This is a genomic window from Draconibacterium sp. IB214405 (assembly GCF_033963885.1).
Lineage (GTDB): Bacteria > Bacteroidota > Bacteroidia > Bacteroidales > Prolixibacteraceae > Draconibacterium.
This window is the reverse complement of the sequence record NZ_JAXBMA010000002.1, coordinates 98,198-122,431: the sequence shown is the minus strand read 5'-3', so window position 1 is coordinate 122,431 and position 24,234 is coordinate 98,198. Positions and strand designations below refer to the sequence as shown.

21 protein-coding genes are annotated in these 24,234 nt (G+C 42.1%); 19 read left to right on the top strand and 2 right to left on the bottom strand.

Going from position 1 to position 24,234, the window contains the following annotated elements:
- The first annotated feature begins 22 nt into the window (after nucleotides 1-22).
- The 18 genes from SLH46_RS07025 (at nucleotide 23) to SLH46_RS06940 (ending at nucleotide 21,849) form a co-directional block, all read left to right on the top strand.
- Entirely contained in the window at nucleotides 23-1,606 is a 1,584-nt protein-coding gene (locus tag SLH46_RS07025; RefSeq protein ID WP_320280459.1) for a DUF5123 domain-containing protein, read from the top strand.
- 106 nt (nucleotides 1,607-1,712) lie between these two features.
- Nucleotides 1,713-3,092 (top strand): pectate lyase family protein, encoded by a 1,380-nt coding sequence (locus SLH46_RS07020; RefSeq protein ID WP_320280458.1) that lies wholly within the window; start codon nucleotides 1,713-1,715, stop codon nucleotides 3,090-3,092.
- Between the two features lies 1 nt (nucleotide 3,093).
- Nucleotides 3,094-4,716 carry a glycoside hydrolase family 43 protein gene (locus SLH46_RS07015; protein WP_320280457.1) on the top strand — a complete coding sequence of 541 codons (1,623 nt, stop codon included), beginning with the start codon at nucleotides 3,094-3,096 and terminating at the stop codon, nucleotides 4,714-4,716.
- A 3-nt stretch (nucleotides 4,717-4,719) separates the two neighbouring features.
- Nucleotides 4,720-5,553, top strand: coding sequence for a rhamnogalacturonan acetylesterase (locus SLH46_RS07010; RefSeq protein WP_320280456.1), 834 nt, complete (start codon nucleotides 4,720-4,722; stop codon nucleotides 5,551-5,553).
- Nucleotides 5,550-6,536, top strand: a complete 987-nt coding sequence (locus tag SLH46_RS07005) for a pectinesterase family protein (protein ID WP_320280455.1) — start codon at nucleotides 5,550-5,552, stop codon at nucleotides 6,534-6,536. The genes SLH46_RS07010 and SLH46_RS07005 overlap by 4 nt, the downstream gene beginning before the upstream one ends.
- The gene (locus tag SLH46_RS07000; RefSeq protein WP_320280454.1) at nucleotides 6,533-8,218 is read left to right on the top strand and encodes a glycoside hydrolase family 28 protein; all 1,686 of its coding nucleotides are present in this window, start codon (nucleotides 6,533-6,535) and stop codon (nucleotides 8,216-8,218) included. The genes SLH46_RS07005 and SLH46_RS07000 overlap by 4 nt, the downstream gene beginning before the upstream one ends.
- A gap of 10 nt (nucleotides 8,219-8,228) precedes the next feature.
- Nucleotides 8,229-8,966, top strand: coding sequence for a rhamnogalacturonan acetylesterase (locus tag SLH46_RS06995; RefSeq protein ID WP_320280453.1), 738 nt, complete (start codon nucleotides 8,229-8,231; stop codon nucleotides 8,964-8,966).
- Nucleotides 8,967-8,969: 3 nt separating this feature from the next.
- Nucleotides 8,970-9,926: a pectinesterase family protein gene (locus tag SLH46_RS06990; protein ID WP_320280452.1), complete on the top strand. Its 957-nt coding sequence runs from the start codon at nucleotides 8,970-8,972 to the stop codon at nucleotides 9,924-9,926.
- Nucleotides 9,902-11,623: a T9SS type A sorting domain-containing protein gene (locus SLH46_RS06985; RefSeq protein WP_320280451.1), complete on the top strand. Its 1,722-nt coding sequence runs from the start codon at nucleotides 9,902-9,904 to the stop codon at nucleotides 11,621-11,623. The genes SLH46_RS06990 and SLH46_RS06985 overlap by 25 nt, the downstream gene beginning before the upstream one ends.
- A 198-nt stretch (nucleotides 11,624-11,821) precedes the next feature.
- Nucleotides 11,822-13,924, top strand: a complete 2,103-nt coding sequence (locus SLH46_RS06980; RefSeq protein ID WP_320280450.1) for a beta-galactosidase — start codon at nucleotides 11,822-11,824, stop codon at nucleotides 13,922-13,924.
- A gap of 6 nt (nucleotides 13,925-13,930) precedes the next feature.
- Complete coding sequence (locus SLH46_RS06975) at nucleotides 13,931-14,992, top strand: glycoside hydrolase family 43 protein (RefSeq protein WP_320280449.1); 1,062 nt, start codon at nucleotides 13,931-13,933, stop codon at nucleotides 14,990-14,992.
- A gap of 5 nt (nucleotides 14,993-14,997) precedes the next feature.
- On the top strand, nucleotides 14,998-15,993 hold the full coding sequence (locus SLH46_RS06970) for a glycoside hydrolase family 43 protein (RefSeq protein ID WP_320280448.1): 996 nt from the start codon (nucleotides 14,998-15,000) through the stop codon (nucleotides 15,991-15,993).
- 929 nt (nucleotides 15,994-16,922) lie between these two features.
- Nucleotides 16,923-19,466: a TrlF family AAA-like ATPase gene (locus SLH46_RS06965; RefSeq protein WP_320280447.1), complete on the top strand. Its 2,544-nt coding sequence runs from the start codon at nucleotides 16,923-16,925 to the stop codon at nucleotides 19,464-19,466.
- Nucleotides 19,467-19,653: 187 nt separating this feature from the next.
- Nucleotides 19,654-19,845 carry a hypothetical protein gene (locus SLH46_RS06960; protein WP_320280446.1) on the top strand — a complete coding sequence of 64 codons (192 nt, stop codon included), beginning with the start codon at nucleotides 19,654-19,656 and terminating at the stop codon, nucleotides 19,843-19,845.
- A gap of 34 nt (nucleotides 19,846-19,879) precedes the next feature.
- The gene (locus SLH46_RS06955; RefSeq protein ID WP_320280445.1) at nucleotides 19,880-20,320 is read left to right on the top strand and encodes a GNAT family N-acetyltransferase; all 441 of its coding nucleotides are present in this window, start codon (nucleotides 19,880-19,882) and stop codon (nucleotides 20,318-20,320) included.
- A gap of 13 nt (nucleotides 20,321-20,333) precedes the next feature.
- Nucleotides 20,334-20,732, top strand: a complete 399-nt coding sequence (locus tag SLH46_RS06950; RefSeq protein WP_320280444.1) for a nuclear transport factor 2 family protein — start codon at nucleotides 20,334-20,336, stop codon at nucleotides 20,730-20,732.
- A gap of 105 nt (nucleotides 20,733-20,837) precedes the next feature.
- A complete protein-coding gene (locus SLH46_RS06945; protein WP_320280443.1) occupies nucleotides 20,838-21,203 on the top strand; it encodes an iron chaperone in 366 nt (121 codons plus the stop codon).
- On the top strand, nucleotides 21,196-21,849 hold the full coding sequence (locus SLH46_RS06940) for a YdeI/OmpD-associated family protein (protein ID WP_320280442.1): 654 nt from the start codon (nucleotides 21,196-21,198) through the stop codon (nucleotides 21,847-21,849). The genes SLH46_RS06945 and SLH46_RS06940 overlap by 8 nt, the downstream gene beginning before the upstream one ends.
- Before the next feature lie 63 nt (nucleotides 21,850-21,912).
- Here the strand turns inward: SLH46_RS06940 and SLH46_RS06935 are convergent, their stop codons facing one another.
- Nucleotides 21,913-22,314 carry a hypothetical protein gene (locus SLH46_RS06935; RefSeq protein WP_320280441.1) on the bottom strand — a complete coding sequence of 134 codons (402 nt, stop codon included), beginning with the start codon at nucleotides 22,312-22,314 and terminating at the stop codon, nucleotides 21,913-21,915.
- Nucleotides 22,315-22,461: 147 nt separating this feature from the next.
- Between SLH46_RS06935 and SLH46_RS06930 the strand changes: the two genes are divergently transcribed.
- Nucleotides 22,462-23,235 (top strand): LytR/AlgR family response regulator transcription factor, encoded by a 774-nt coding sequence (locus SLH46_RS06930; RefSeq protein WP_320280440.1) that lies wholly within the window; start codon nucleotides 22,462-22,464, stop codon nucleotides 23,233-23,235.
- Between the two features lie 3 nt (nucleotides 23,236-23,238).
- Here SLH46_RS06930 and SLH46_RS06925 read toward each other — a convergent pair whose 3' ends face one another.
- Complete coding sequence (locus tag SLH46_RS06925; RefSeq protein WP_320280439.1) at nucleotides 23,239-24,231, bottom strand: alpha/beta hydrolase; 993 nt, start codon at nucleotides 24,229-24,231, stop codon at nucleotides 23,239-23,241.
- Between the last annotated feature and the right edge of the window lie 3 nt (nucleotides 24,232-24,234).

The following is a 24,234-nucleotide window of genomic DNA, read 5'->3' as shown; positions in this document are numbered from 1 at the left end:
GTGAATTAAAGAAAAGAAACAGATGAAAAAAATATTTAGAAATATCGGAATCTTACTTGGCATTGTTGCTTTATTCGCAATAAACGCCTGCGAAGATGATATCACTCCGCTTGTTGAAGAACTGGAATTCGACAGGGTATTTACGCCCCTCGAGCTGGAAGCTAAAATCAGTAACCAAACAATAGTTACATTAACCTGGGGCTCGAACAAAAATGTTCAGGCGTATGAGCTTGAAATCAGCGACGACAGTTTGGATTTTGCCAGCATCATTCATACTGCAACTGTTTTACCAGACGAAGTTCCTTATGTTTACGAACTGCCTGCCGGTAATTCACAATACTCGGCACGCGTAAAAGGAACCAACGACAGCATAGCCGATTCAAAATGGGTAGTGCGTGCATTTAAATCGTTACCTGAGAACATTTTTGCAAATTATGAGATAGCTATGACCGGCTTAAACAGCGCTGATGTAAGCTGGACTCCGGGAAAAGCAGTTACATCTTTAAGTTTTGTTTCAACTGAAGGGGAAGTTAGCTATGATATTTCAGCCGACGAACAAGCAGCAGGAATGAAGTCTGTAACCGACCTGCCAAATGGCGATTATGAAGTTAATATTCTGAATGGAAACAAAAGTAGAGGTACACAAACCTACACGATGGAAGGTGATGTATTTGTTGCTGCCGGTGAAGATCTGGCTACAGCTATCAGTGCTGCCGAATCGGGCGATGTACTTATTCTGGCTGCCGGTGCTGAATTTGGTTTCGTTGGAGACATGATGCTTGAAAAAGCCATAAAAATTAAAGGACTGGACGGTGATATTCCGGTAATTTATGCTACTGAAGGTGATCGCATGTTCTACATTGGAGCCAATATTTTACCAACCGAAGAAATTGTATTCGAAAACCTGTTTATGAATGGTTTTACCAATATGGATGCTTCGCAAGGACAAATCCGTGGTGTATTCGATATGGAAAGCGAAGCCTGTAACATTGGTGCCGTTAAATTTATCGGCTGTAAAATGTACTACATGGGACGCCAGATTATGCGTTTACGCGGAGGCTCTGATCAAACCATTGGCGAATTCCTGGTTGACGACTGTATCATTCACAACCTGGGTAAAAGCAGTGGTAGCTACGGTGTTTTCTGTGCAACTGAAACCAATACAAATGCTACTGTAGTTAAAATTACCAACTCAACGATCGACAGTTTGAAATGCCATTTTATCCGCTACGACGATCCTGTGGCATGTGAAAGTATTATTGTTGAAAATTGTACATTCAATAAAACACCATTTAGCTCAGGCAGGTATTTAATGGATATCAGAAATGCAGTTATTACAAGTGGTGTTGAAGTTACCAACTGTATTTTCGGTAACACTTCATATGGCGATGAACCATCGATTACAGGTATTCGTGCTCCAGAAGATGTGCTTATTACGATTACAAATTCGTACGCCACAACCGACTTCGTAAACTCCAGTTATTCGATTGTTGATCTGTTAATTCCGTTAGGAGTTAGCTCGGATGCACTTTGGAAAGACACTGAAAATGGTGACTTCTCATTTGCATACGATGCAGTTGATGCAGGAGACCCTCGCTGGAAATAACAAGCGATTTTAGTAACGATATATTTAAGTAGTTAGTTAGTCTATTAGTTAGTTAAAAAGAATCTCCGGGAAATACTATCCCGGGGATTCTCTTATTCGTCAAAAGATGAAGGTACTGGTAAACATACTTCTTATACTTCTTTCCCAAACGGTTTTCGGACAACAAATTGCTTTTCCGGGTGCTGAAGGTGGTGGCAAATACACAACCGGAGGTCGTGGTGGCAAGGTTCTTTTTGTCGATAATCTGAACAATAAAGGCAAGGGAAGTTTTAGAAAAGCCATTGAGGCTGAAGGACCACGTACCATTATTTTCCGTGTTTCGGGAACAATTGAATTAGAGAAAACCATTCATATAAAAAACGGCGATCTTACCATTGCAGGACAAAGCGCTCCGGGCGACGGAATTTGCCTTAAAAATTACGGTGTTCGTATCGATGCCGACAATGTTATCATTCGCTACCTGCGTGTTCGTCCCGGCGACAATGCACACGAGGAAATGGATGCCATTACCGGAATGCGAAACATAAATGTTATAATAGACCATTGTAGTTTTAGCTGGGCCAACGATGAAGTGGCCTCGTTTTACGACAACGAAAATTTCACACTGCAATGGTGTATTATCAGCGAAAGTTTTAACCTTTCCGATCATCACAAAGGCGCACACGGTTACGGCGGAATCTGGGGCGGAAATAACGCCAGTTTTCACCACAACCTGATTTCCGATCATGTTAGCCGGAATCCACGGCTACAGGGATCGCGGTATACCAACGATCCTGAAAATGAAAAAGCCGATTTCAGAAACAACGTAATTTACAACTGGGGCGACAACAGCGTTTATGGTGCAGAAGAAGGCCATTACAACCTAGTGAATAATTATTACAAGCCCGGTCCGGCAACCAAAAAAAATGTGCGCGACCGTATTCTAAACCTTACACAAAGTTTTTTCCTTGAAAACAGAAATCCGGACACACTCCGGGCCGGTTGGTTTTATATCGACGGGAATGTAGTTGAAGAAAACAAAGAAATATCAAAAGACAATTGGGCAGGCGGTGTTCAGGTAAAAAATATCACCGAAGAAATGAAAAACCAATCGCGGCTGGCAAGTCCGGTTGAACATACTGCCATAAAAACCGACAAGGCAAAAACCGCTTATAAAAAAGTATTACACGATGCCGGTGCCAGTTTTCAGCGCGATGCGGTTGACAAACGAATAGTCACCGAGGCAACAACCGGAAAAGAAACTGCCGGGAAACAATTCAGAGGTGGCGGAAAAGGCATCATAGACAGTCAGAACGATGTGGGAGGCTGGCCGCTGTTACGATCAACTCCTCCTCTACCCGATTCAGATAACGACGGAATGCCCGATGAGTGGGAGAAACATAACGGACTGAATTCCGGACAAGCCGACAACAACGATTATAAGCTCGATAAAGAATATACCAACATCGAAGTTTACCTGAACTCGATCATTGCAAAAAAGAAATAACATGAACCTGAAACCAGCCATATTAATCCTGATACTAATTTCCGGTTTGTCGCTTTTCAGCAGCGCACAATCAGAAATTTCAAAAGTTTGGATTGCGGATAATGGTGATGGTACCTATAAAAATCCGATCCTTCACGCTGATTATTCCGATCCTGATGTGGTCCGTGTTGGCGACGATTATTACATGACAGCTTCCTCGTTTAACTGTGTTCCGGGTTTACCGATTTTGCATTCAAAAGATTTGGTAAACTGGCAGCTTATCACTTATGCGTTGAAAAAGCAGGTTCCCGAAGATGTTTTTAGAATTCCGCAGCACGGAAACGGAGTTTGGGCGCCTTGCATCCGCTACCACAACAACGAGTTTTATATTTATTATCCCGATCCCGACTTTGGCATTTATATGATAAAAGCCAAACAAGCCGAAGGACCATGGTCGGAACCGATTCTGGTAAAAGCAGGAAAAGGTTTGATCGATCCGTCGCCACTTTGGGACGATAACGGGAAAGTATATTTAACGCATGCATTTGCCGGTAGTCGCGCGCGGGTAAAATCGGTGCTTTTGGTTCAGGAAATGAACAGCGAAGGAACGGCGGTTATTGGCGACGAAGTAATGGTTTTCGACGGGCACGAAAATCACCCGACTATTGAAGGGCCAAAATTCTATAAAGCCAACGGTTACTACTACATTTTTGCTCCGGCAGGCGGTGTTTCAACGGGTTGGCAAACCGTTCTTCGTTCGAAAAATGTGTACGGACCTTACGATATAAAAATTGTAATGGCACAGGGCGAGACAGAAATTAATGGTCCTCATCAGGGAGCCTGGGTGGATACCAAAACAGGAGAAAACTGGTTTATCCATTTTCAGGATAAAGATGCATACGGGCGTATCGTTCACCTGAATCCGATGACCTGGCAGAACGACTGGCCGATAATTGGCGTTGATAAAGATGGTGATGGAATTGGCGAACCGGTGCTTACCTACAAAAAACCTGATGTTGGAGCAACTTACCCTGTTTCAACTCCTCCTGAAAGTGATGAGTTTAATGGAAACAAATTGGGAATTCAGTGGCAATGGCAGGCTAATAAACACATCTCGTATGGATTTCCGTCGGGCAACCTTGGCTTCTACCGTTTGAACTGTATTGTTCGTCCTGAGGGAGAAGAAGGCCTTTGGATGGTTCCAAACCTTCTCTTGCAAAAATTTCCTGCAGAAGAATTTTCGGCTACTACAAAAATAAGCTTCAACCCGCGCACCGATGACGAAGAAACCGGATTTGTGGTGATGGGCGAAGACTACCAGTACATTTCCTTAAAACAAACTGAGAGGCAACTTCATCTGCGTGTGGCGAAATGCGAAAATGCTAGAACAGGCGGAAAGGAAATTGAATTGTACAACGAAGTGGTTGAAAACAACGAAATCTACTTCAAAATAGAAGTAAAAAAAGGTGCCATTTGCACATTTAGCTACAGCAGTAACGGGAAATATTTTGAAACCGTTGGCGAAGCTTTTACTGCAAAACCCGGTCGTTGGATTGGGGCAAAAGTAGGCTACTTTGCCCTGCGCGAAGGAATTACAAACGACTCGGGCACTGTTGATATTGATTGGTTTAGAGTGGAGAAATAAGGAATGGGAAAAACAAAATACATAACAATATTATTTTGGGTGGTTCTGTTGTCGGCCTGTGCAAAACAAACCGGAGAACAGGAAAACAATACCACCAAAACCATAAAAATATGGCTAATCGGTGACTCAACGGTAGCCGATTATTCAAATAACTACGACGATGGCGATTATATGAAAGACAGGTATCCGGTTACCGGATGGGGACAAGTCTTTCAGCCGTTTGTGTCAGGCGATAATTTAAAACAGCTGTTCCCGCTTTTACAGGCCGACAGTACAATTGTTGACGATCGTGCACGCGGTGGCCGCAGCACGCGCACATTTTTCCAGGAGGGAAGATGGCGACAGGTTTATGAAGCACTGCAGCCCGGAGATTTTGTTTTAATGCAGTTCGGACATAACGATGCAGCTGTAAACAAAACCGAACGTTACGTGAATGAAGAAGGTTACAAGGAGTTTCTGCGCCTCTTTATCCTTCAAACAAAACAAAAACAGGCAACTCCAATCCTGCTTACGCCCGTGGCCAGAAATTATCCATGGAAGAATGATACGCTTACCAATGTTCACGGTAATTACCCACAGTGTGTAAAAGAAATTGCAGATGAAACACAAACCTTGTTGATCGATCTGAATCAGCGGTCGATGGAGTTTTTTACAGAAAAAGGAAAGGACTACGTCACCAACAACTACTTTATGAACCTGCCGGCAGGAAAATACGAAGCCTACCCTGACGGGCAAAACGATAACACGCACTTACAACCGGAAGGTGCAAGGGCTGTATCCCAACTGGTTTACGAGGGATTACTTGATTTAAGCACCTTAACAAACACATCAGAATGAAAATAAAGATGACCATATTACTTTGTTTGCTTCTGACAATTGTTAGTTCCGTTAATGCCTGGGATTTTGTTGTGGCAAAAGATGGAAGCGGCGATTTTACAACCGTTCAGGAGGCCATTAATGCCGTTCCTGATTTCAGGAAAAACCGCACCACCATTTTCATAAAAGAAGGTGTTTACAAAGAAAAACTGGTATTACCGGCAAGTAAAACGTTGGTAACTTTTATAGGCGAAGACCTTGAAAACACGATTCTCACGTACGATGATTTTGCCAGCAAAAAGAACCGCTTTGGCGAAGAAGTCGGTACAACAGGCTCCACTTCGTTTTACATTTTTGGAGAAGGATTTATAGCTAAAAACATAACTTTTGAGAACTCGGCAGGACCTGTTGGGCAGGCAGTAGCCGTTCGTATTGAAAGCGACAAAGTGGCGTTTGAAAATTGCCGTTTCCTGGGCAACCAAGATACGCTTTATCCACACGGAAAAGACAGCCGTCAGTATTACAGAAACTGTTACATCGAAGGTACTGTTGACTTTATTTTTGGCTGGTCGACAGCAGTTTTTGAAGCCTGCACTATTTTCTGCAAAACAGCCGGATACATCACTGCCCCATCAACCGAAGAAACAACTAAATATGGTTTAGTATTTCTGAACTGTAACATCACCAGCGATGCACCTGAAAACTCCTTTTACCTCGGTCGTCCGTGGCGCCCCTATGGAAAATCAGTTTTTATCGAGTGCAAGCTGGGCAAACACATAAAACCCGAAGGCTGGCACAACTGGCGCGATCCGGAGAAAGAGAAGACAGCATATTTTGCCGAATACAAGAACACCGGCGAAAGAGCGAACACGAATAAGAGAGTTGCCTGGTCGCATCAGCTAAGCGATGAACAGGCAAAAGATTACACAACAGAAAAAATTTTTGGAGACTGGACGGACGAACTGTTCTCCAACCTGGAAGAAATTAAAAACTTGGAAAGATGATAGCAAAAAAGATCTCTAATCTATTACTTGCCGCGGCCGTTTTCGCGGTGGGATGTGCTGAAAAAAGTGCACCACCACAAACAGCAGACAGTTTATACGAGAGTATTGAATTTGAAATGCCGGTAATTCAGGAGCCCGTAATTTCCGATTATTCGGTAACGCTGACCGATTTTGGTGCAGTACCCGGCGGAATTGAAATGAATACCGATGCTTTTGCAGCAGCGATAAAAGCTGTTACCGAAGAAGGTGGCGGAAAAGTGATCATTCCTTCCGGAATCTGGCTGACCGGACCAATCGAGTTAAAAAGTAACCTGGAATTGTATGCCGAGCAGGGAGCTGTTATAATCTTTTCGGCCGACAAAAATCTTTATCCGGTTATAGCAACCAATTTCGAAGGGCTCGATACCTATCGTTGTCTCTCTCCCATTTATGGAAAAAACGTTGAAAACGTTGCCTTCACCGGAAAAGGTGTTTGGGATGGAAACGGCGATGCCTGGCGCGCTGTAAAACAATCGAAACTTACGGAGAGTGCCTGGAAAGAGCTGGTAAAATCGGGCGGTGTGGTAAATGCTGAAGGCGACATCTGGTATCCAACCGAGCAGTACAAAAATGGTGCTGAAGGAAGCGGCGATCAAAACGTTCGCGACGACCTGAAAACACTGGAAGAATTTAAAACTATCCGCGATTACCTTCGTCCTGTGTTTGTAAGTATACAAAGCAGTAAACGTATCATGTTCGATGGCCCGGTGTTTCAGAACTCGCCGGCATGGAATATTCACCCATTAAGGATTGAGCACCTGACTGTAAAAAACCTGACTGTTCGTAATCCGTGGTATTCGCAAAATGGCGACGGAATCGATATCGAATCGTGCAAAAATGTACTGGTACAAAACTGTAATTTCGATGTGGGCGACGACGCAATTTGTATCAAATCAGGTAAAAACGAAGACGGACGCCGTTATGGTATTCCGTGCGAGAACCTGATCATTAAAGACAACATTGTTTACCACGGACACGGAGGTGTAACCGTTGGTAGCGAAATGTCTGGCGGAGTGCGCAACATGCACGTATCGAACTGCACATTTATTGGAACCGATGTAGGTTTACGTTTTAAAAGCACACGTGGTCGCGGTGGTGTTGTTGAGAACATTTTTATTTCGGATGTGTACATGACCAACATCCCGACCAATGCCATCTCTTTTAACCTGTATTACGGCGGTCTGTCTATTTCTGAAATGATGGAAGAAGGTGGTATGGAAACAACAACGGAACTCCTTCCTGTTACCGAAGAAACGCCACAGTTTAAGAACATCAAAATTTCGAATGTTACCGTTAAAGGTGCAAAACAGGCGGTATTCCTTCAGGGACTTCCTGAAATGCCACTCGAAAATATTGAGCTGAATGACCTTCGTCTTAAGGCTGAAAATGGTTTTCAGATCATCGATGCCAAAGGGGTAAAAATCAATAATGTAAAACTGCAAACTGATGAAGATGAAGCCATTCAAATTCTGAACGTTACAGACCTTGAGATCAACGGTATTGATTATGACTATAAAACTGCTGATGCCATAAAAATTAATGGTTCGCAAAGTAAAAATATTAGTATCTCAAACCCGAAAACTGACCTGAAACAGTACACCACTGTTGGCTCAGAAGTACCGGCAGAAGCGGTTAAATTTTAACAGTTTTACCATGAGACCACTCTTGTATTTTGCTGCAGTTATTCTGCTCTTTTTAAGTGCCTGTGATCAGCCCAAGGAGTTGAGCATTTATTGCGTGGGCGACTCTACCATGGCAAATAAATCGAAAGACGCTTTTCCTGAAACAGGCTGGTGTATGGTGCTCGACGAGTTTTTTAACGAAAGGGTATCGGTAGAGAACCATGCCAAGAATGGCAGAAGCTCAAAAAGTTTTATCGATGAAGGAAGATGGCAAACTGTGCTCGACAGCCTGCAACCGGGCGACTATGTTTTTATTCAGTTTGGGCACAACGATGAGAAGGATTACGACTCTACCCGCTACACCACTCCCTTTGGCACTTACACCGAAAATCTCACTAAATTTGTAACCGAATCGCGAGAAAAAGGTGCAATTCCGGTGTTATTTACGTCGATTGTGCGACGGAAATTTGATGAGAACGGCAAGTTGACCGACACGCACGGAGACTATCCGGTGGCCACCCGACAAGTAGCAGAATTACAGGATGTGCCGCTCATTGATTTGCAGGAACTAACAGAAGAGTGGGTAAATTCGCTTGGCGACGAAGCGTCAAAACAGATGTATGTTTGGACCGACATTACAAATGAGAGCCATCCGGAACCAAGAAAAGACGATACGCATTTATCGCAAAAAGGAGCGCACGAAGTTGCCCGGCTGGCTACCACAGCCTTGGATAATCCGGTGCCTGCCCTTGCGAAAAGATTAAAATAAAAGATGAGTAAAATTGCCTTTATACTGTTGCTGACTCTGTCATTTTTGGGTGCCGGAGCACAAACCGGAATTCAATATAAAATAACGGTAGCACAAGATGACAGCGGCGATTTTACAACAATTCAGCAAGCCATTGATGCCACAAAAGCATTCCCTCCCGAACGAATTACGATTTTTGTAAAGAATGGTACCTACAAGGAAAAAGTTCGCATTCCGTCGTGGAACAACAAACTTTCGCTGATTGGCGAAGATGCGGATAAAACCATCATTGTTTGGGACGATTATTTCGATAAGATCAACCGCGGACGAAACAGTACATTTTTCACCTACACCTTAAAAGTGGAGGCCGACGATTTTTATGCCGAAAACCTGACGATTTCGAACGACGCAGGCCCTGTTGGACAAGCCGTTGCCTTGCACGTTGAAGGGAACCGTTGCAGGTTTAAAAACTGTAAAATCCTCGGCAATCAGGACAGTGCCTACCTCGACGGAGAAAACAGTAATCAGCTGTTTGAGAATTGTACAATTTCCGGAACCACCGATTTTATTTTTGGTTCGGCAACCGTGATTTTTAAGGCTTGTACCATCATTAGTAAAAAGGATTCGTACATAACCGCTGCCAGCACCACTAAAGAAAAAGCGTTTGGATTTGTTTTTTTTGATTGCCAGCTGGAAGCCGAAGAAGGTGTAAACGAAGTTTACCTCGGACGGCCATGGCGACCTTATGCCAAAACGGTTTTTATCAACTGTAATTTGGGTGCACACATTTGCACCGACGGCTGGAAGGAATGGAGCAACAAAGAAGACAAAAGCACTACTTTTTATGCCGAATACAACAGTAGCGGCCCGGGTACCAACACCAACAGAGTGGAATGGGCGCACCAGTTAACCCGAAAAGAAGTAGCAGAATATACCATCAAGAATATTTTAGGAGAATGGACTACAAAGAGCGACGAGTAAATCACAAATATTTCCCCTACACCAGTTTTATTACCCTATTTTTGTGCCTACTGCTTTTTACAGCGCATGCACAGGACAGTAATTTACCTGCTTTTCCGGGAGCCGGTGGCTTTGGCAAATACACAACCGGTGGTCGTGGCGGCCAGGTAATTTATGTCACTACGCTGGAAGACAATATTCTGGAAGGTACTTTGCGTTATGCAATAAATCAAACCTATCCCCGAATTGTGATCTTTAAAGTTTCGGGGACGATCCAGCTCAAATCAGCTTTAAAAATATCAAATAACGACATAACCATTGCCGGACAAACAGCTCCGGGCGATGGCATAACAGTGCGTGATTACCCTGTTAAAATTGAGGCCGACAACGTAATTATTCGTTACATGCGTTTTAGAATGGGTGATGAAACCGCTCAGGAAGATGATGCGCTTGGCGGCCGTTACCAGAAAAATATAATTATCGATCACTGTTCGATGAGCTGGTCGACTGACGAATGTGCCTCGTTTTATAACAACGAGAATTTCACCCTGCAATGGAGCATTCTTTCCGAAAGTTTGCGCATTTCGGTACACGAAAAAGGAAAGCACGGTTACGGCGGAATCTGGGGCGGCGAAAAAGCATCGTTTCACCACAATTTGCTCGCTCATCACGATAGCCGCAATCCACGGTTTTGCGGAAGTCGTTATTCAGATCGTTCGGAATACGAACTGGTGGATTTCAGAAATAACGTAATTTACAACTGGGGCGCCAACACCGCCTATGCCGCCGAAGGTGGTAGCTATAACCTGGTTAACAATTATTACCAGGCCGGACCGGCTTCTTCCAACAAATCCAGGATTATCCAGCCTTATGCCGACAATGGAAGCAACAATCAACCGGCGGGGACTTACGGAACGTTTTACATCGATGGAAATGTTACCACTGCCAGCGATTTGGTTACGCAGGATAACTGGGAGGGTGTGAACATGCATTCCACATTTTCAACTTATGCGCCGGGTGTAACCATTGACGATATTAAATCAGATTCGGAATACGAAACCGGCGAGGTAATCACACACACAGCGGAAGAAGCTTACTTAAAAGTGTTGGATTTTGTAGGTGCCAGTCTTGCTTACGACTCTGTAGACAGCCGGATTATTAACGAAACAGCAACCGGAACAGTAACTTTCGCCGATGGAGGCAATGGAAGTACAAACGGCTTGGTTGACACGCAGGATGCCGTTGGTGGATGGCCGTTTCTGAAATCGAACACTGCACCCGACGACAGCGACGAAGATGGTATGCCCGACGAATGGGAAACTGCGAATGCATTGAATCCAAACGACGCATCGGATGCGCAATTAACAACGGTTGATGGCCTCTACCCGAACCTTGAGGTTTACCTCAATTCGCTGGTGGCAGATATTACCGAACTACAGGACGAAAACGGCGTACACACGGCAATTAACGATCTTATCCGAGATGAAAATGCTATCAGCATTTACTTTAACGGAAGTAGCCGGTCTTTGGTGATCAACCATTCTACCCGAGTGACTAACGTTGAGGTTTACAACATTACAGGGAAACTGATAACAAAACAAGTGTGTAATTCACACGCTGTACAAGTGCCAGTTTCCAATAGACAAAAGGGAATTTATCTTGTTCGGGTTCTTGATGAAAATGATAATTCGTTCGCCAGAAAAATTCCTATGTTTTAGACTTAAGCAATCATCATTCTATTGCAAGGATTCTTTTTCGTATAGTTTCAGGAATTTTATTTTTTATACCCAATAGTTTAACAAATTCACCCCTGCCATTTCCTACTTTCCCTTAAATTTGTTCCTTGAAAATAGGTACCTAAGGAAACAGGTATGTCATATAAAAAGCTATCTGAAATTAAAATTTAAATTGTTATCATGAAGAAAATATCGGCGTTCAATCCTAAATATTCACTGCTTGGTTTTTTGCTTTTCGGCTTTAGTGTTTTTAGCGGTTTTGCTCAGCAAAAGAAAAACTTTTTTCCTCCGGAGGAATTAACTTCCGTAGGTGCTTATTATTACCCGGAACACTGGGACGAAAGTCAGTGGGAACGCGATATAAAAAAGATGGCCGAGATGGGTTTTGAGTTTACCCATTTTGCCGAGTTTGCCTGGGCACAGTTGGAGCCGGAAGAAGGTGTTTATGATTTTGCTTGGCTCGACAAAGCTGTTGCGCTGGCCGACAAATACAACCTGAAAGTGGTAATGTGTACTTCAACCGCAACTCCACCGGTTTGGTTGGTACGTAAACATCCCGATATTCTGAAAGAGCACGAAAACGGTACTCAGATGGATCACGGAGCACGTCAGCATGCGTCGTTCTCAAATGAGTATTACCGCAGTTATTCACTAAAGATGATTGAAGAACTGGCGAAACATTATGGCAACGACGAGCGGATTTTTGGCTGGCAACTCGATAACGAACCTGCTGCCAATGTGGATTATGGCGACGATGCCGTAAAACGTTTCAGAACGTGGTTAAAAGAAAAATATGGCAACATTAAAACGCTGAATGAAGCCTGGGGAACCAATTTCTGGAGCGGTACCTACACCAGTTTCGATGAGATAAATATTCCGAAACACTCGCAGTGGGGAATGAATTTGTACCAGCGTTTGGATCACAGTCGTTTTTGCGATTACGAAACATCAAGCTTTTTGGATGAGCAGGCAAAAGTTATTCGCCCGTATGCCAATCCGGATCAGTGGATTACCACCAACTACATCCCCTACTACGATGCGCGTTATGCCGGTGCCAGCAAAGAACTGGATTTTATTACCTACACCCGCTATATGATTTACGGCGAGCACCACGGAATTGGGCCAAAAGGTTACCGCGTAGGCGAATATTCGCGTATTGCTATGGCCAACGATTATTTCCGCCCGTTATCGCCGATTTACGGTGTTATGGAGCTGCAACCCGGACAGGTAAACTGGGGATCGATCAACTCGCAGCCACTTCCGGGAGCCGTTCGCCTGTGGTTATGGCATGTATTTGCCGGAGGTAGCAAATTCACCTGCACCTATCGTTACCGTGCGCCAATTTATGGTTACGAGCAGTACCACTACGGCATTGTAGGTCCCGATGGTGTAACACCAACACCGGGCGGACTGGAATACGAGGCGTTTATCAAAGAAATAGAGGTACTTCGCAACAATCCTTCCGACGGAAAAATCCCTCAGGATTATTTAAACCGCAAGACAGCCATTTTATACGATCCTGACAATACAGTTGCGATAAACAACAACAAACAAACCAACCTTTGGGATACCGAAGGTCATGTATTAAAATACTACAAAGCGCTGAAAGCTTATGGCGCACCCGTTGATTTTATCCGCGATTCCATGGATTTTTCGCAGTACCCGGTATTGGTTCTTCCGGCGTATCAGCAAATGAGTATGGAGCTGGTTGACAAACTAACTGCATACGTAAAAAACGGTGGCAACCTGGTAATGTCGGTGCGTACCGGGCATCAGAATGAGCTGGGACATTTGTGGCAGGCCAAACACGCCGAGCCGCTTTACGAACTGATCGGTGGCGAAATTGAGTTCTACGACTTGCTTCGTGATTTTGCTCCCGACACTGTTGTTATGGACAATAAAAAATATGCCTGGACAACCTGGGGCGACATTATGCACACCAACACCGGCACCGAAAGCTGGGGAACTTTCAGCGGCGATTATTACGCCGGGAAAACTGCGGTAACGTTTAATAAGCTGGGCAAAGGAACGGTAACTTACGTTGGTGCCGACAGTCACGGTGGGATACTGGAGCGTGCGGTGCTGGATAAATTGTACGCTCGTCTTGCTATCGACGTAAAAGATTATCCTGAAGGCGTGTTGGTGGAATACCGCGATGGTTACGGAATTGCAGTAAACTACTCGAATATTGCCTACAACATGGAATTACCTGCGGGTACAGAAATTCTGATCGGCGAAAAAAGTATCCCGACTGCCGGCGTGCTGGTTTGGAAAACAAAATAACATCCTATGAAAAAGACTATCCACCGGATTCTGGCGCTGATGCTTTTGGTTCCCTTGTCGTTTTGCACGCCAAAAAGTACCGGCAGTGATCAAAAAACAATGGAAGCCAATCTGCTGGCTTATTTTAAGGACGACACTCACAGCCTGCATTTTGCGTTAAGTGCCGATGGGTACACCTTCACCGATGTGAATAACGGCGAACCGGTAATTGCCGGAGATACCATTGCCAGCCAGAAAGGGATCCGTGATCCGCATATTACAAGAGGTGGCGACGGCGCTTTTTATGTGGCGATGACCGATCTGCATCTTTTTGCCAAACAATTGGGCTACCGCGAAACCACCTGGGAACGCCCGCAGGAAGAATACGACTGGGGCAACAACCGCGGTTTTGTGCTGATGAAATCTTTTGATCTGATTCACTGGACACACAGCAATTTCCTGTTTGATGAAGCTTTTGAAAACCTAAAAAATATTGGCTGTGCATGGGCACCACAAACCATTTACGATCCGCTTCAGGAGAAAATGATGATCTACTTTACCATGCGCATCGGTCACGGGCTAACAAAAATGTATTATGCCTACACCGACGACGATTTCACCCAACTGATTACCGAGCCGAAACTGCTATTTGAATACCCCGATGAAAACATTCAGGTGTTGGATGCCGACATCTCTGAAATGCCCGACGGACGTTATTGTATGATGTATGTGGCACAGGAAAATCCGGGAGGGATTAAAATGGCTGTTTCCGATTCCATCAATGCCGCTTACAAGTACTTTCCTGAATGGATCGATCAGGAGCCCGGAGCGTGTGAAGCGCCAAATGTGTGGAAACGTATCGGCAGCGATAAATGGGTGTTGATGTACGACATTTTTAGTATCCAGCCGCACAACTTCGGTTTTGTTGAAACCGCGGACTTTATTGATTTTACGAACCTCGGGCACTTTAATGAAGGTGTAATGAAAACTACAAATTTCACCTCTCCAAAACATGGGTCGGTTATTCAACTGACTAAAAAGGAAGCGTTGGAACTGGCAGAGCACTGGAATATGGATTTTAAATTTTAAGAACGATGCGCACCGTTTTATTCACGCTTTTTTTGATTGCAAATTTTGTGTCGGTGGTTGCCCAAAACCGGAAACCCGAAGTCAAAGAAAATATACCGCTGGATTCGATTCGGTTGAGCGATCCTTGCATTCTGGCCGATAAAAATACGTCCACTTATTACATGACCGGGACGGGTGGACTGCTTTGGAAAAGTAAAGATTTGAAATCGTGGACCGGCCCTTTTGTGGTGGCGCAAACCGATCCGGATTCGTGGATGGGACCGCGCCCAATGATCTGGGCCGCCGAATTGCATCAATACAAGGGCAAGTACTACTACTTTGCCACGTTCACCAACCGCGAGGTGATTATCGATACGGTAAAAGGAAATGAGATAGAACGACGCGCCAGCCATGTTTTGGTAAGCGACACACCCGACGGGCCTTATGTTCCGATGAAAGACCCGACTTACCTGCCGGCCGAAAAACCCACTTTAGACGGAACGTTTTGGGTGGATAAAGACGGGAAACCATACATGGTTTATTGTTACGAATGGCTGCAAAACTGGAACGGAACCATTGAAAAGATCGAGTTGAAACCCGACCTCTCGGGATCGATTGGAGAAGGAAAAGTCCTTTTTACGGCATTTGATTCGCCATGGAGCCGCGAGCGCGACGATGACGGGCAAATCATCCCGAATAAAGTTACCGACGGGCCATGGCTTTTTGAAACACAAACCGGCAAACTGGGAATGTTGTGGACTAGCTGGGTTTTCAGCGATTATGTTCAGGGAGTGGCCTACTCCGAAAGTGGTACACTGGATGGCCCGTGGATACAGGAGAAAGAACCGATTACGCCGCCTAATTTTGGACACGGTATGCTGTTCCGAACTTTCGATGGGAAACTGCTGCTGTCGGCACACAGTCATAAAGACATAAACGGACGTTATGTTCGTATTCCGCATTTGTTCGAAGTGGACGATTCGGGCGACAAACTGGTAATTATTGGTCCTTACCAGCCTTAATTCGGATGCCGTAACCAAACGTTTATTACCCGCTTTTTTCAGTTCACCCCGTAACCAAACGTCTAAAGCTTCACCCGGCACTTTTTCGGGGCTTAAACAAACGTCTAAAGCTTCCCCTGACGCTGGTTGACCGTTTAAACAAACGTCTATAGCATAAAATGACGTTAGGTGGTGGCATAAACAAACGTTTAAACCTTGCCCAAACTTCAGGTGGACGTTTAAACAAACGTTTACGGGTAGATTAAGGGCTAAAGCCCTATTCAAGATACAAGTTCACTACCCCGGCATTAATGCCGGGGTTAAGCATCACCTTTTCTGCCGGGGTAAGCCCATCCATTTAACCGTATTTCACTAACCCCGGGCTTTAGCCTGGGATTAAGCACTTAGCGACCACTATGGGCTTTAGCCCTGCAATCGAACAGGATTTCACTAACCCCGGGCTTTAGCCTGGGGTTGATCAACAAGCTACGTCCCGGGCTTTAGCCCTTAATCGTATAAACAATCCCGGAGGGATTAAATGTCTGTAGACAAACAATTCATCCCAATTGGTACGACTCCGGCCGCCTGCCTGTCCGGTAGGCAGGGAGTCGAATTTTCTTTTTGACCATTTAAGGCTACAAACATTCGAATCCTCCGGATTCATTTCCAACAATTCATTTCTACCCATATTGTTTTGTTCAATAGGATTGCTAACTTTAAAACAAAAAACAAGCACTAAACGGAAACACGCTCTCGAACCGGAACAAAACCAAAAAGAATGACTTCGCACCCGAATATAAAATCTACACAAGAAGTTGGATTACACACCCAAATTGGCTCGATAACCCAAAGTGACAATAAAGATGTAACCCAAAATTTTGGGTTACACGTACGTTGGCTGCAAGGCAAGAGAGCCGTTACTCAAGTAAAATGAATAAAAGGGAGATTAAATGACAATAAATAGAGGTTCAGAATGGAGAAAATGGGACTTGCATTTACATACTCCATCATCTTATGATTACAAAGATAAATCGATAAGTAATCAAGACATAATTGATGAGTTATCAAATAATAACATAGCATTAGCAGCAATAACAGACCATCATGTAATAGATGTTGAGAGAATTAAGAAACTTCAAGACTTAAGTAAAGTTTATGGAATTACAATTCTTCCAGGTATTGAGTTTTTGACAGAAACTAGAGGAAGTGAACCAATTCATTTAATCGCAATTTTTTCTGAAAATTCAAACATTCAACACATTTGGACACAATTACAGTCACTGAAGGGGCTAAAGGATATTGAAGGATTACAAAAACATGTAAATTGCGTTTATGTTGACATTGATGAGACTATTTCTAAGGTCAAAGAACTTGGAGGTATAACTACAATTCATGCAGGTTCCAAAACAAATACGGTTGAAAATATTACTAATGCATTACCTCATACCATTGCACAAAAAACAGAAATAGCAACCTTAATTGATATTTATGAATTGGGAAAAGAGTCTGACCAAAAAGATTATAAAAAAATAGTATTTCCTGCTATAAAGAAAGAAATTCCTATGGTGATTTGTTCAGATAATCATGACATCAAGAACTACTCATTTAAACAGAATACATGGATAAAGGCCGACCCCACATTTGAAGGTTTAAAACAAATCATATTCGAACCAATAGAAAGAGTACGAATACAAGAAAATAAACCAATTACTCCAGTTCATCAAATCTCAAAAATTCATATCAACTTTGAACCTGATGTAAAAATAAGATCCGAAAATAGAACTGGGAAGTTTTGTTTTTCAGGTGTTGAAAACCAAGAATTGAATTTAAGCCCCTATTTTAACTGTATTATCGGTGGGCGTGGTACAGGTAAGAGTACTTTGCTAAACCTTTTGACAAAAAGACTTCTTCCTAAAAAGGAGCTTTCGTTCTTAACAAAGAATAGGATTGAACCTCTAAGAGATGATAATTTTGTAGTTGAAAGTACTGCTGAGTCAATTGAATTTTTAGCTCAAAATGAAATTGAAAGATTTGCTAATAACTCTGAGGAATTGACTTTGGCAGTTTATGACCGTTTAGTAAAGAATAATAAAAAAATAAGAGAACTTGAAAATAAACTAAACGACGAATTGAGTAAAGCTCAAAAAGAAATTAGTCAGAAAGGCGATTTAGGGCAAAAACAATCAGAACTAAAAGAGTTAGAGAGTAAAATCGCTTCAAAAAAGAAAATAATTTCAACCTACCAAGATGGCAAATACAAAGAACTCAACAAAAAAATTGAATCAAACAGTACGCTATTAAATAAAGTTAAATTAGAAAAGCAAGAATTCTTTGCACTAAAGGAGCTCGTATCAAGTATAACAAAAAATCATTTAAACAAAGAAAAAGAAAATGGAAGTGGTTATTTAAAAGCTATTGTTGATTTTGTGCAAGCTTTGGATGAACTGCAGAATAAATATTTCAGTAAGGAATTCACAAATGAAGAAGCAGAAATAAAAACGTTTGAAAGTAATATAAAGAATCTTCAAGACGAATTAGAAGATTACTTAAAACAACAGGGTATCTCAAAAGAAAACTTAGATGATTTAAAAGAAATTCCTGAACAATTACAAATAGAAATTACTCAACAAAAAGAGAAAAGTGAACAAATAAAAAAAATAGAAGAGGAATTAAAAGCAATTTCTTTGGCAAACCTCCAGGCAATCAAACAAGAATATGATTGTGAGGTTTCATCCCAATTAGAAAAATTCAACAATCAATTGAAGGAAATTAGTGAGAAAAATCCTAAACATATTAAACCTATCAAATTAGAATTTGAGTTTGATGAGGACAAGGCATTAGATGGTATTTTTAAAGAATTTATAAAAACATACCCACCTTATAATCTTCAACAAGAGAATATTAGAAACTCTTTATTTAGTATTCTTCCTAAAGTTATATTGGATGAAAATAAGACTCTTGAAGATTTGAGAGAAAGACATCATCATTGGACAAAGGCAGGTAACTATCCAATGCAATGTTTAGAGAAAGATGATAATTTTGAAATTTATAAGTGTTGGATTAGGAAGCACTATTATGATAGTATCACTTATAAAAAGATAAACATTAGTTATGGTGAAACAAATCTTAAAGACACATCATTTGGCCAAAGATGTACTGCTGTCTTGATTATTATGTTAGGCTTTGGTAACACTCCAATTATTATTGATGAACCTGAGGCGCACTTAGATAGTGGATTAATTGCAGAATACCTTGTAGAACTAATTAAAAAGAAGAAGCAAGAAAGGCAGATTATCTTTGCAACACACAATGCAAATTTTGTTATTAATGGTGATGCTGAGCAAATTCTTATTCTGACAGAAGATGAAAAAAATAGACACACCAACTTTTTATTAAGTTCTATTGAAAATATTGATAACAAACACCAACTATTAAAGCTAGAAGGTGGGAATGAAGCATTTAAAAAGAGAGAAAAGAAATATAATTTGGATTAGAAATTAGAAAGCCCAGCAGCCAACATTTTGTATAAGTAATGGCAGGCGTTGTGGTAAATATCAAAGTTTGTAGCCCGCTCAAACAACGTAGCGGTTTGACAGGAAAGTACCACGCAATCTGCCACTACTCATACAATTTACCGTTAACTCAAGGTCAAAACCAGCAATAAAACAGTTTATAAACAAAATGAAAAAATTAAAAATCGGAGTAATTATAGCAGCAATTATCATCTTTGTTGCGGAATTGTTTATCATCGACTATAACAGTTTGTTTAGTTCCGAAAATCTGGGGAATTATTTAGTAATGCTAACCATGGTTTTATTAATCCTCGGTCAAACACTACCTTTCGGAAAAAACAAGAAAGAAGCCAATAACTGAAGAATTCGAGCAATAGAATTGATTACTAAAATATATGATTGAAACCAGAATATACAACGCGATTAATAAACCTTCGAACGAAGAGAAGTTGGAAATAGTAGACTTTCTTTTCGATAACCTGGGCGAATATGGCGATCCGAAACCACACATTCAGAAAGCAATTGACTATGCTTTAAAAGAATTTACTTCGTTTGGAGGATTTGTGATGGTGCTAAAGGATACGACCAAAATCCTCGGAGCAACAGTTGTTAATTGCACCGGCATGGGCGACTACATTCCCGAAAATATTCTGGTATACATCGCCACCGATAAAGATTCGCGGGGAAAAGGCTTGGGAAAATCACTTATGCAATCGGTTATTGACCATACAAGCGGTGATATTGCTTTACATGTTGACGCTGACAACCCTGCAAAAGCCTTGTACGAGCGATTGGGTTTTACAAATCCTTACCTTGAAATGCGTTTAAAAAAGTAACTAAACGGACTAAATGATGGATCTAAAAGTTGTTAATGATTTTGTCGAAGCAATAAATACAGCTGATATTGAAAAGCTGTACCATTTAATGACCTCAGACCATGAGTTTATCGACTCACAAGGCAATAAAATGACCGGCAGCGAGAACATGAAAAAAGCATGGATAAGCTATTTCGAATTATTCCCGGATTATAAGATCGAGATAACAGATACCCTGCAAAATGATTCGGTGATTGTTCTTCTGGGATATGCCGGCGGGACGTATAAAAAGGACCAAAATAGTCCGGATACAGATAACCATTGGAGAATTCCTGCGGCGTGGAAAACAATTGTTGCCGACGGTAAAATAAAACTTTGGCAGGTTTATGCCGATAACAGTGTGGTGCTGGATATAATAAACCGGAATAAATAAACCCGCACACACCCTCCTACTCCAGCCATCGGTTTCGATTTAAATTGAAACAACTTATTTGTGCTAAACTTGTTTAGTAATTCAATCATCAATTATTAGAGAACCTTGAGTAATTTCGAAACAATAGAAGCCTACATTAACAGCTTCGATGGGCCAGCCAAAGTCTACCTGGAACAACTTCGGGCGCTAATTCAAAAAAATGTGCCGGATACTACGGAACTTATAAATTATAATATCGCCGCTTTTACGCTGGTTGACGGTGGTAAAAGAGATGAACAATTAATGATCGCGGGTTTTAAAAATCATGTTGGATTTTACCCTCACCCCGCAACAATGGAGCATTTTTGGGAGCAACTGAAAGATTTCAAAAAAGGAAAAGGATCGGTGCAGTTTCCATTAAATAAACCACTTCCGGAAAAGCTCATTACTGAAATGATCCGCTATCGCCTAAACCTGTTGACCAATGAATAAATCAGTAGAAAATTACTTTATTAATGGCTGTGGACGTTGCCCGCTTGGTGGCACTGCGGACTGCAAGGTTCATTCGTGGATGGCAGAGTTAGAACTTTTAAGAAAAATCGTTCTCGACTGCGGATTAACGGAAGAATCAAAATGGGGAGTGCCCTGTTACACCTACCGGAACAAAAACATTTTAATGGTAAGTGCCTTTAAAAATTATAGTTGTATCAGCTTTTTTAAAGGTGCGTTGCTAAACGACAGTAAAAAGCTGCTGGATAAACCCGGCCCGAATTCACAGGCCACACGATTCTTTAAGTTTAAAAGCACGGATGAAATCCAAACGGTTGAAAATGATATAAAAGCATACATTTTTGAGGCAGTGGAAGTAGAAAAAGCCGGAATAAAAGTGGCGTTTAAAACCAATCCGGAACCTGTGCCGGAGGAACTGGAAGCAAAATTCGCAGAAGACCCGATACTAAAAACGGCCTTTGAAGCACTTACTCCGGGAAGACAGCGGGGTTATATCCTCTTTTTTTCGCAGGCAAAACAATCAAAAACCATCCAATCAAGAATCGAAAAGTGTACCCCAATGATCCTGGCAGGAATTGGTCTGCATGACAACTATAAATCGAAGAAGAAAGAACAGGGGCACGGCTGAAACCAAAACCGGATAGTTCTGTCAACAGAATTAAAACTACCCGGTATTGGCTTATGAGGCAACTTATTTTGTCATCCGTTTTTCAATAATCGCCGTGGAAACAAACCACAACAAAATAGAAAACAGGTAAATCAGCATCCCGTAAATGCTACAAATCATGGTAACTTTTAGCCCCCCATATACTAATGCCGGTTGAACCTCTTCGCCTGCGCCGGCTGCTAACTCCATTGCATCAAATATGCCTGTAAAACCAATAAGTTGTCCCAAAAGACCGGTTATCATGGCAAACAAACCCAATGTTTTACCATAGGCGAGTTTTCGTAACGATTGTTCAGCATTGGCTGCTTGCGAACTGTAAGCAACAACAAATTGATAGATAAACCATGCAACGGTGATAACGAATAAAATAGTGAGAATACCCATAAAAGCAGGGCCTCCTTCATAAAACTTTTCCTTCAAAAACATAATAGAATTTTTGCGATTAATACTGTTGCTAAATTATGTGAGTCGCCGAAATTCGTCAAGGCCGAAAGCGGTTCTAAAAGGGTCGTATATCGACTCTGAATTTGTCAAATCCATTTCTTTACTAAATTTAGCATAAAATTAGAGAAAATGAACAAGAGGTCGGAAAACATCTACTATCATATCGGCTACTGGATTTTTGTATTACTCGTTTTAACCAAAACATTTGGACTTTCGTGGAGAAACAACACGGCGGCATTTTTCTTTGTTTGTATGCTACTTCCCATTGTTATCGGCACCTCTTATTTTTTCAATTATGTACTGGTGCCAAAATATTTCTTCGCGAAACGGTATGCACGTTTTGCCTTTTATACCTTTTGTACGGCTGTTGTTTCGCTCTACCTCGAAATGCTGGTATTGGTTTTTTCGTTTGTTTTTATGGTAAATCTAAATTATCAGAATTTAAGTCCCGGCGCTTCCCAAACTAAATTACTGGCCGCGGTATTGTATTTACTGGTCATCCTCTGGTCGTTTTTTTTACTGATGAACCAGATTCGGGAAAACCAGCAAACCATTGAAAAGCTTCTTTCGGAAAACGAGAAAATGAAGAAATCGTTTCTTGAAGTAATGTCGAACAGAAAAACGATAAAAATACCATACGACGACATTGTTTATGTTGAAAGTATGGCCGATTATATCCGGATTGTTACGGTAAAAGATAAGATCGTGAGTAAGGAAAAGATCAGCCATCTGGCATCGCGCTTACCCGATACATTTTTACGGATTCATCGTTCGTTTATCATCAATACCGACCGGATTAAAGAGCGTTCGTTAAATGAGGTAATGGTTGATGATGTTCTGCTAAATATTGGCAAAAGCTACCGGAAAGAAGTAAAAGAATTGTTGAGTTATTCCTCAAATTAATAGTTACTTCAACGTCTTATCCAAAAAACAAATAACCAGCGGTACCGCCTCATCAAACCACGGATGGAACAGCCAAAACGGATGTGGTGTTTCTTCTATCGTATGTACTTCGTTGTAAATTCCGTTTTTATTCAACACGGCTAAATATTCATCGCGGCCGGCATGAAAACGTGGCAAGGCACTGTTAACAAAAAGGGTTGGCGGCGTTTTATCGCTTACATAAGTTAATGGCGATGCTTCAATCCACAATTCCGGTTTTTGATTATAGGTAGCTCCAAACCAACGTGCTCCGGCCGATGGTTTTGCCGGATTATCGTCTTTGCCACTTTCGTTGGGGTCGGTAAAATCCAGTATTCCATCAATATTTACAATGGCCTGCACCCTATCGCTTACCGGCTCACTAACTTCGTGTGAGGGAAATAAGGGATTTCCACCGGTTGTCCCCAGTAACGAAGCCACTGTAGCCCCCGAAGAGGTTCCAAGTGTAGCAATCTTTGCTGTATCTAAACCAAAATCATCTGCATGGATACGTAGCCATTTTAAGGCTGTTTTCAGGTCGGTAACACTTGCAGGGTATTTGGCCTCGGGCGATAAACGTGATTCTACCGTTGCAGCCACATAACCGGCTTCGGCCAGCTTTTGCGCCATCGGTACCAGGTGCGATTTTGTTCCTGAGGCCCAGCCTCCGCCATGAATCAACAGCACTCCGGGAACTGTTTTTTCGTTGCTGATTTTAGGGTAAAAAATATCGATGTGTAAATCGCGCTCACCAAACGAATAGTAAACTACGTTCCGTTTTTCTTTGATCGCAGGAATCGAAAACTCCTTAACAATCATTGCCTGCGGAAAATCTTTGGCAATCTTCCGGTAAGCACTTTGTACGTTAAACGTTGTATCACGCTGAAAACTGACATTGCCTTTCTGGGATAGACCGAAAAAAGGCAAAGCCAGAAATAAAACGAAAAGACCGTTTATTTTAAATTGTTTTGCATCCATTTA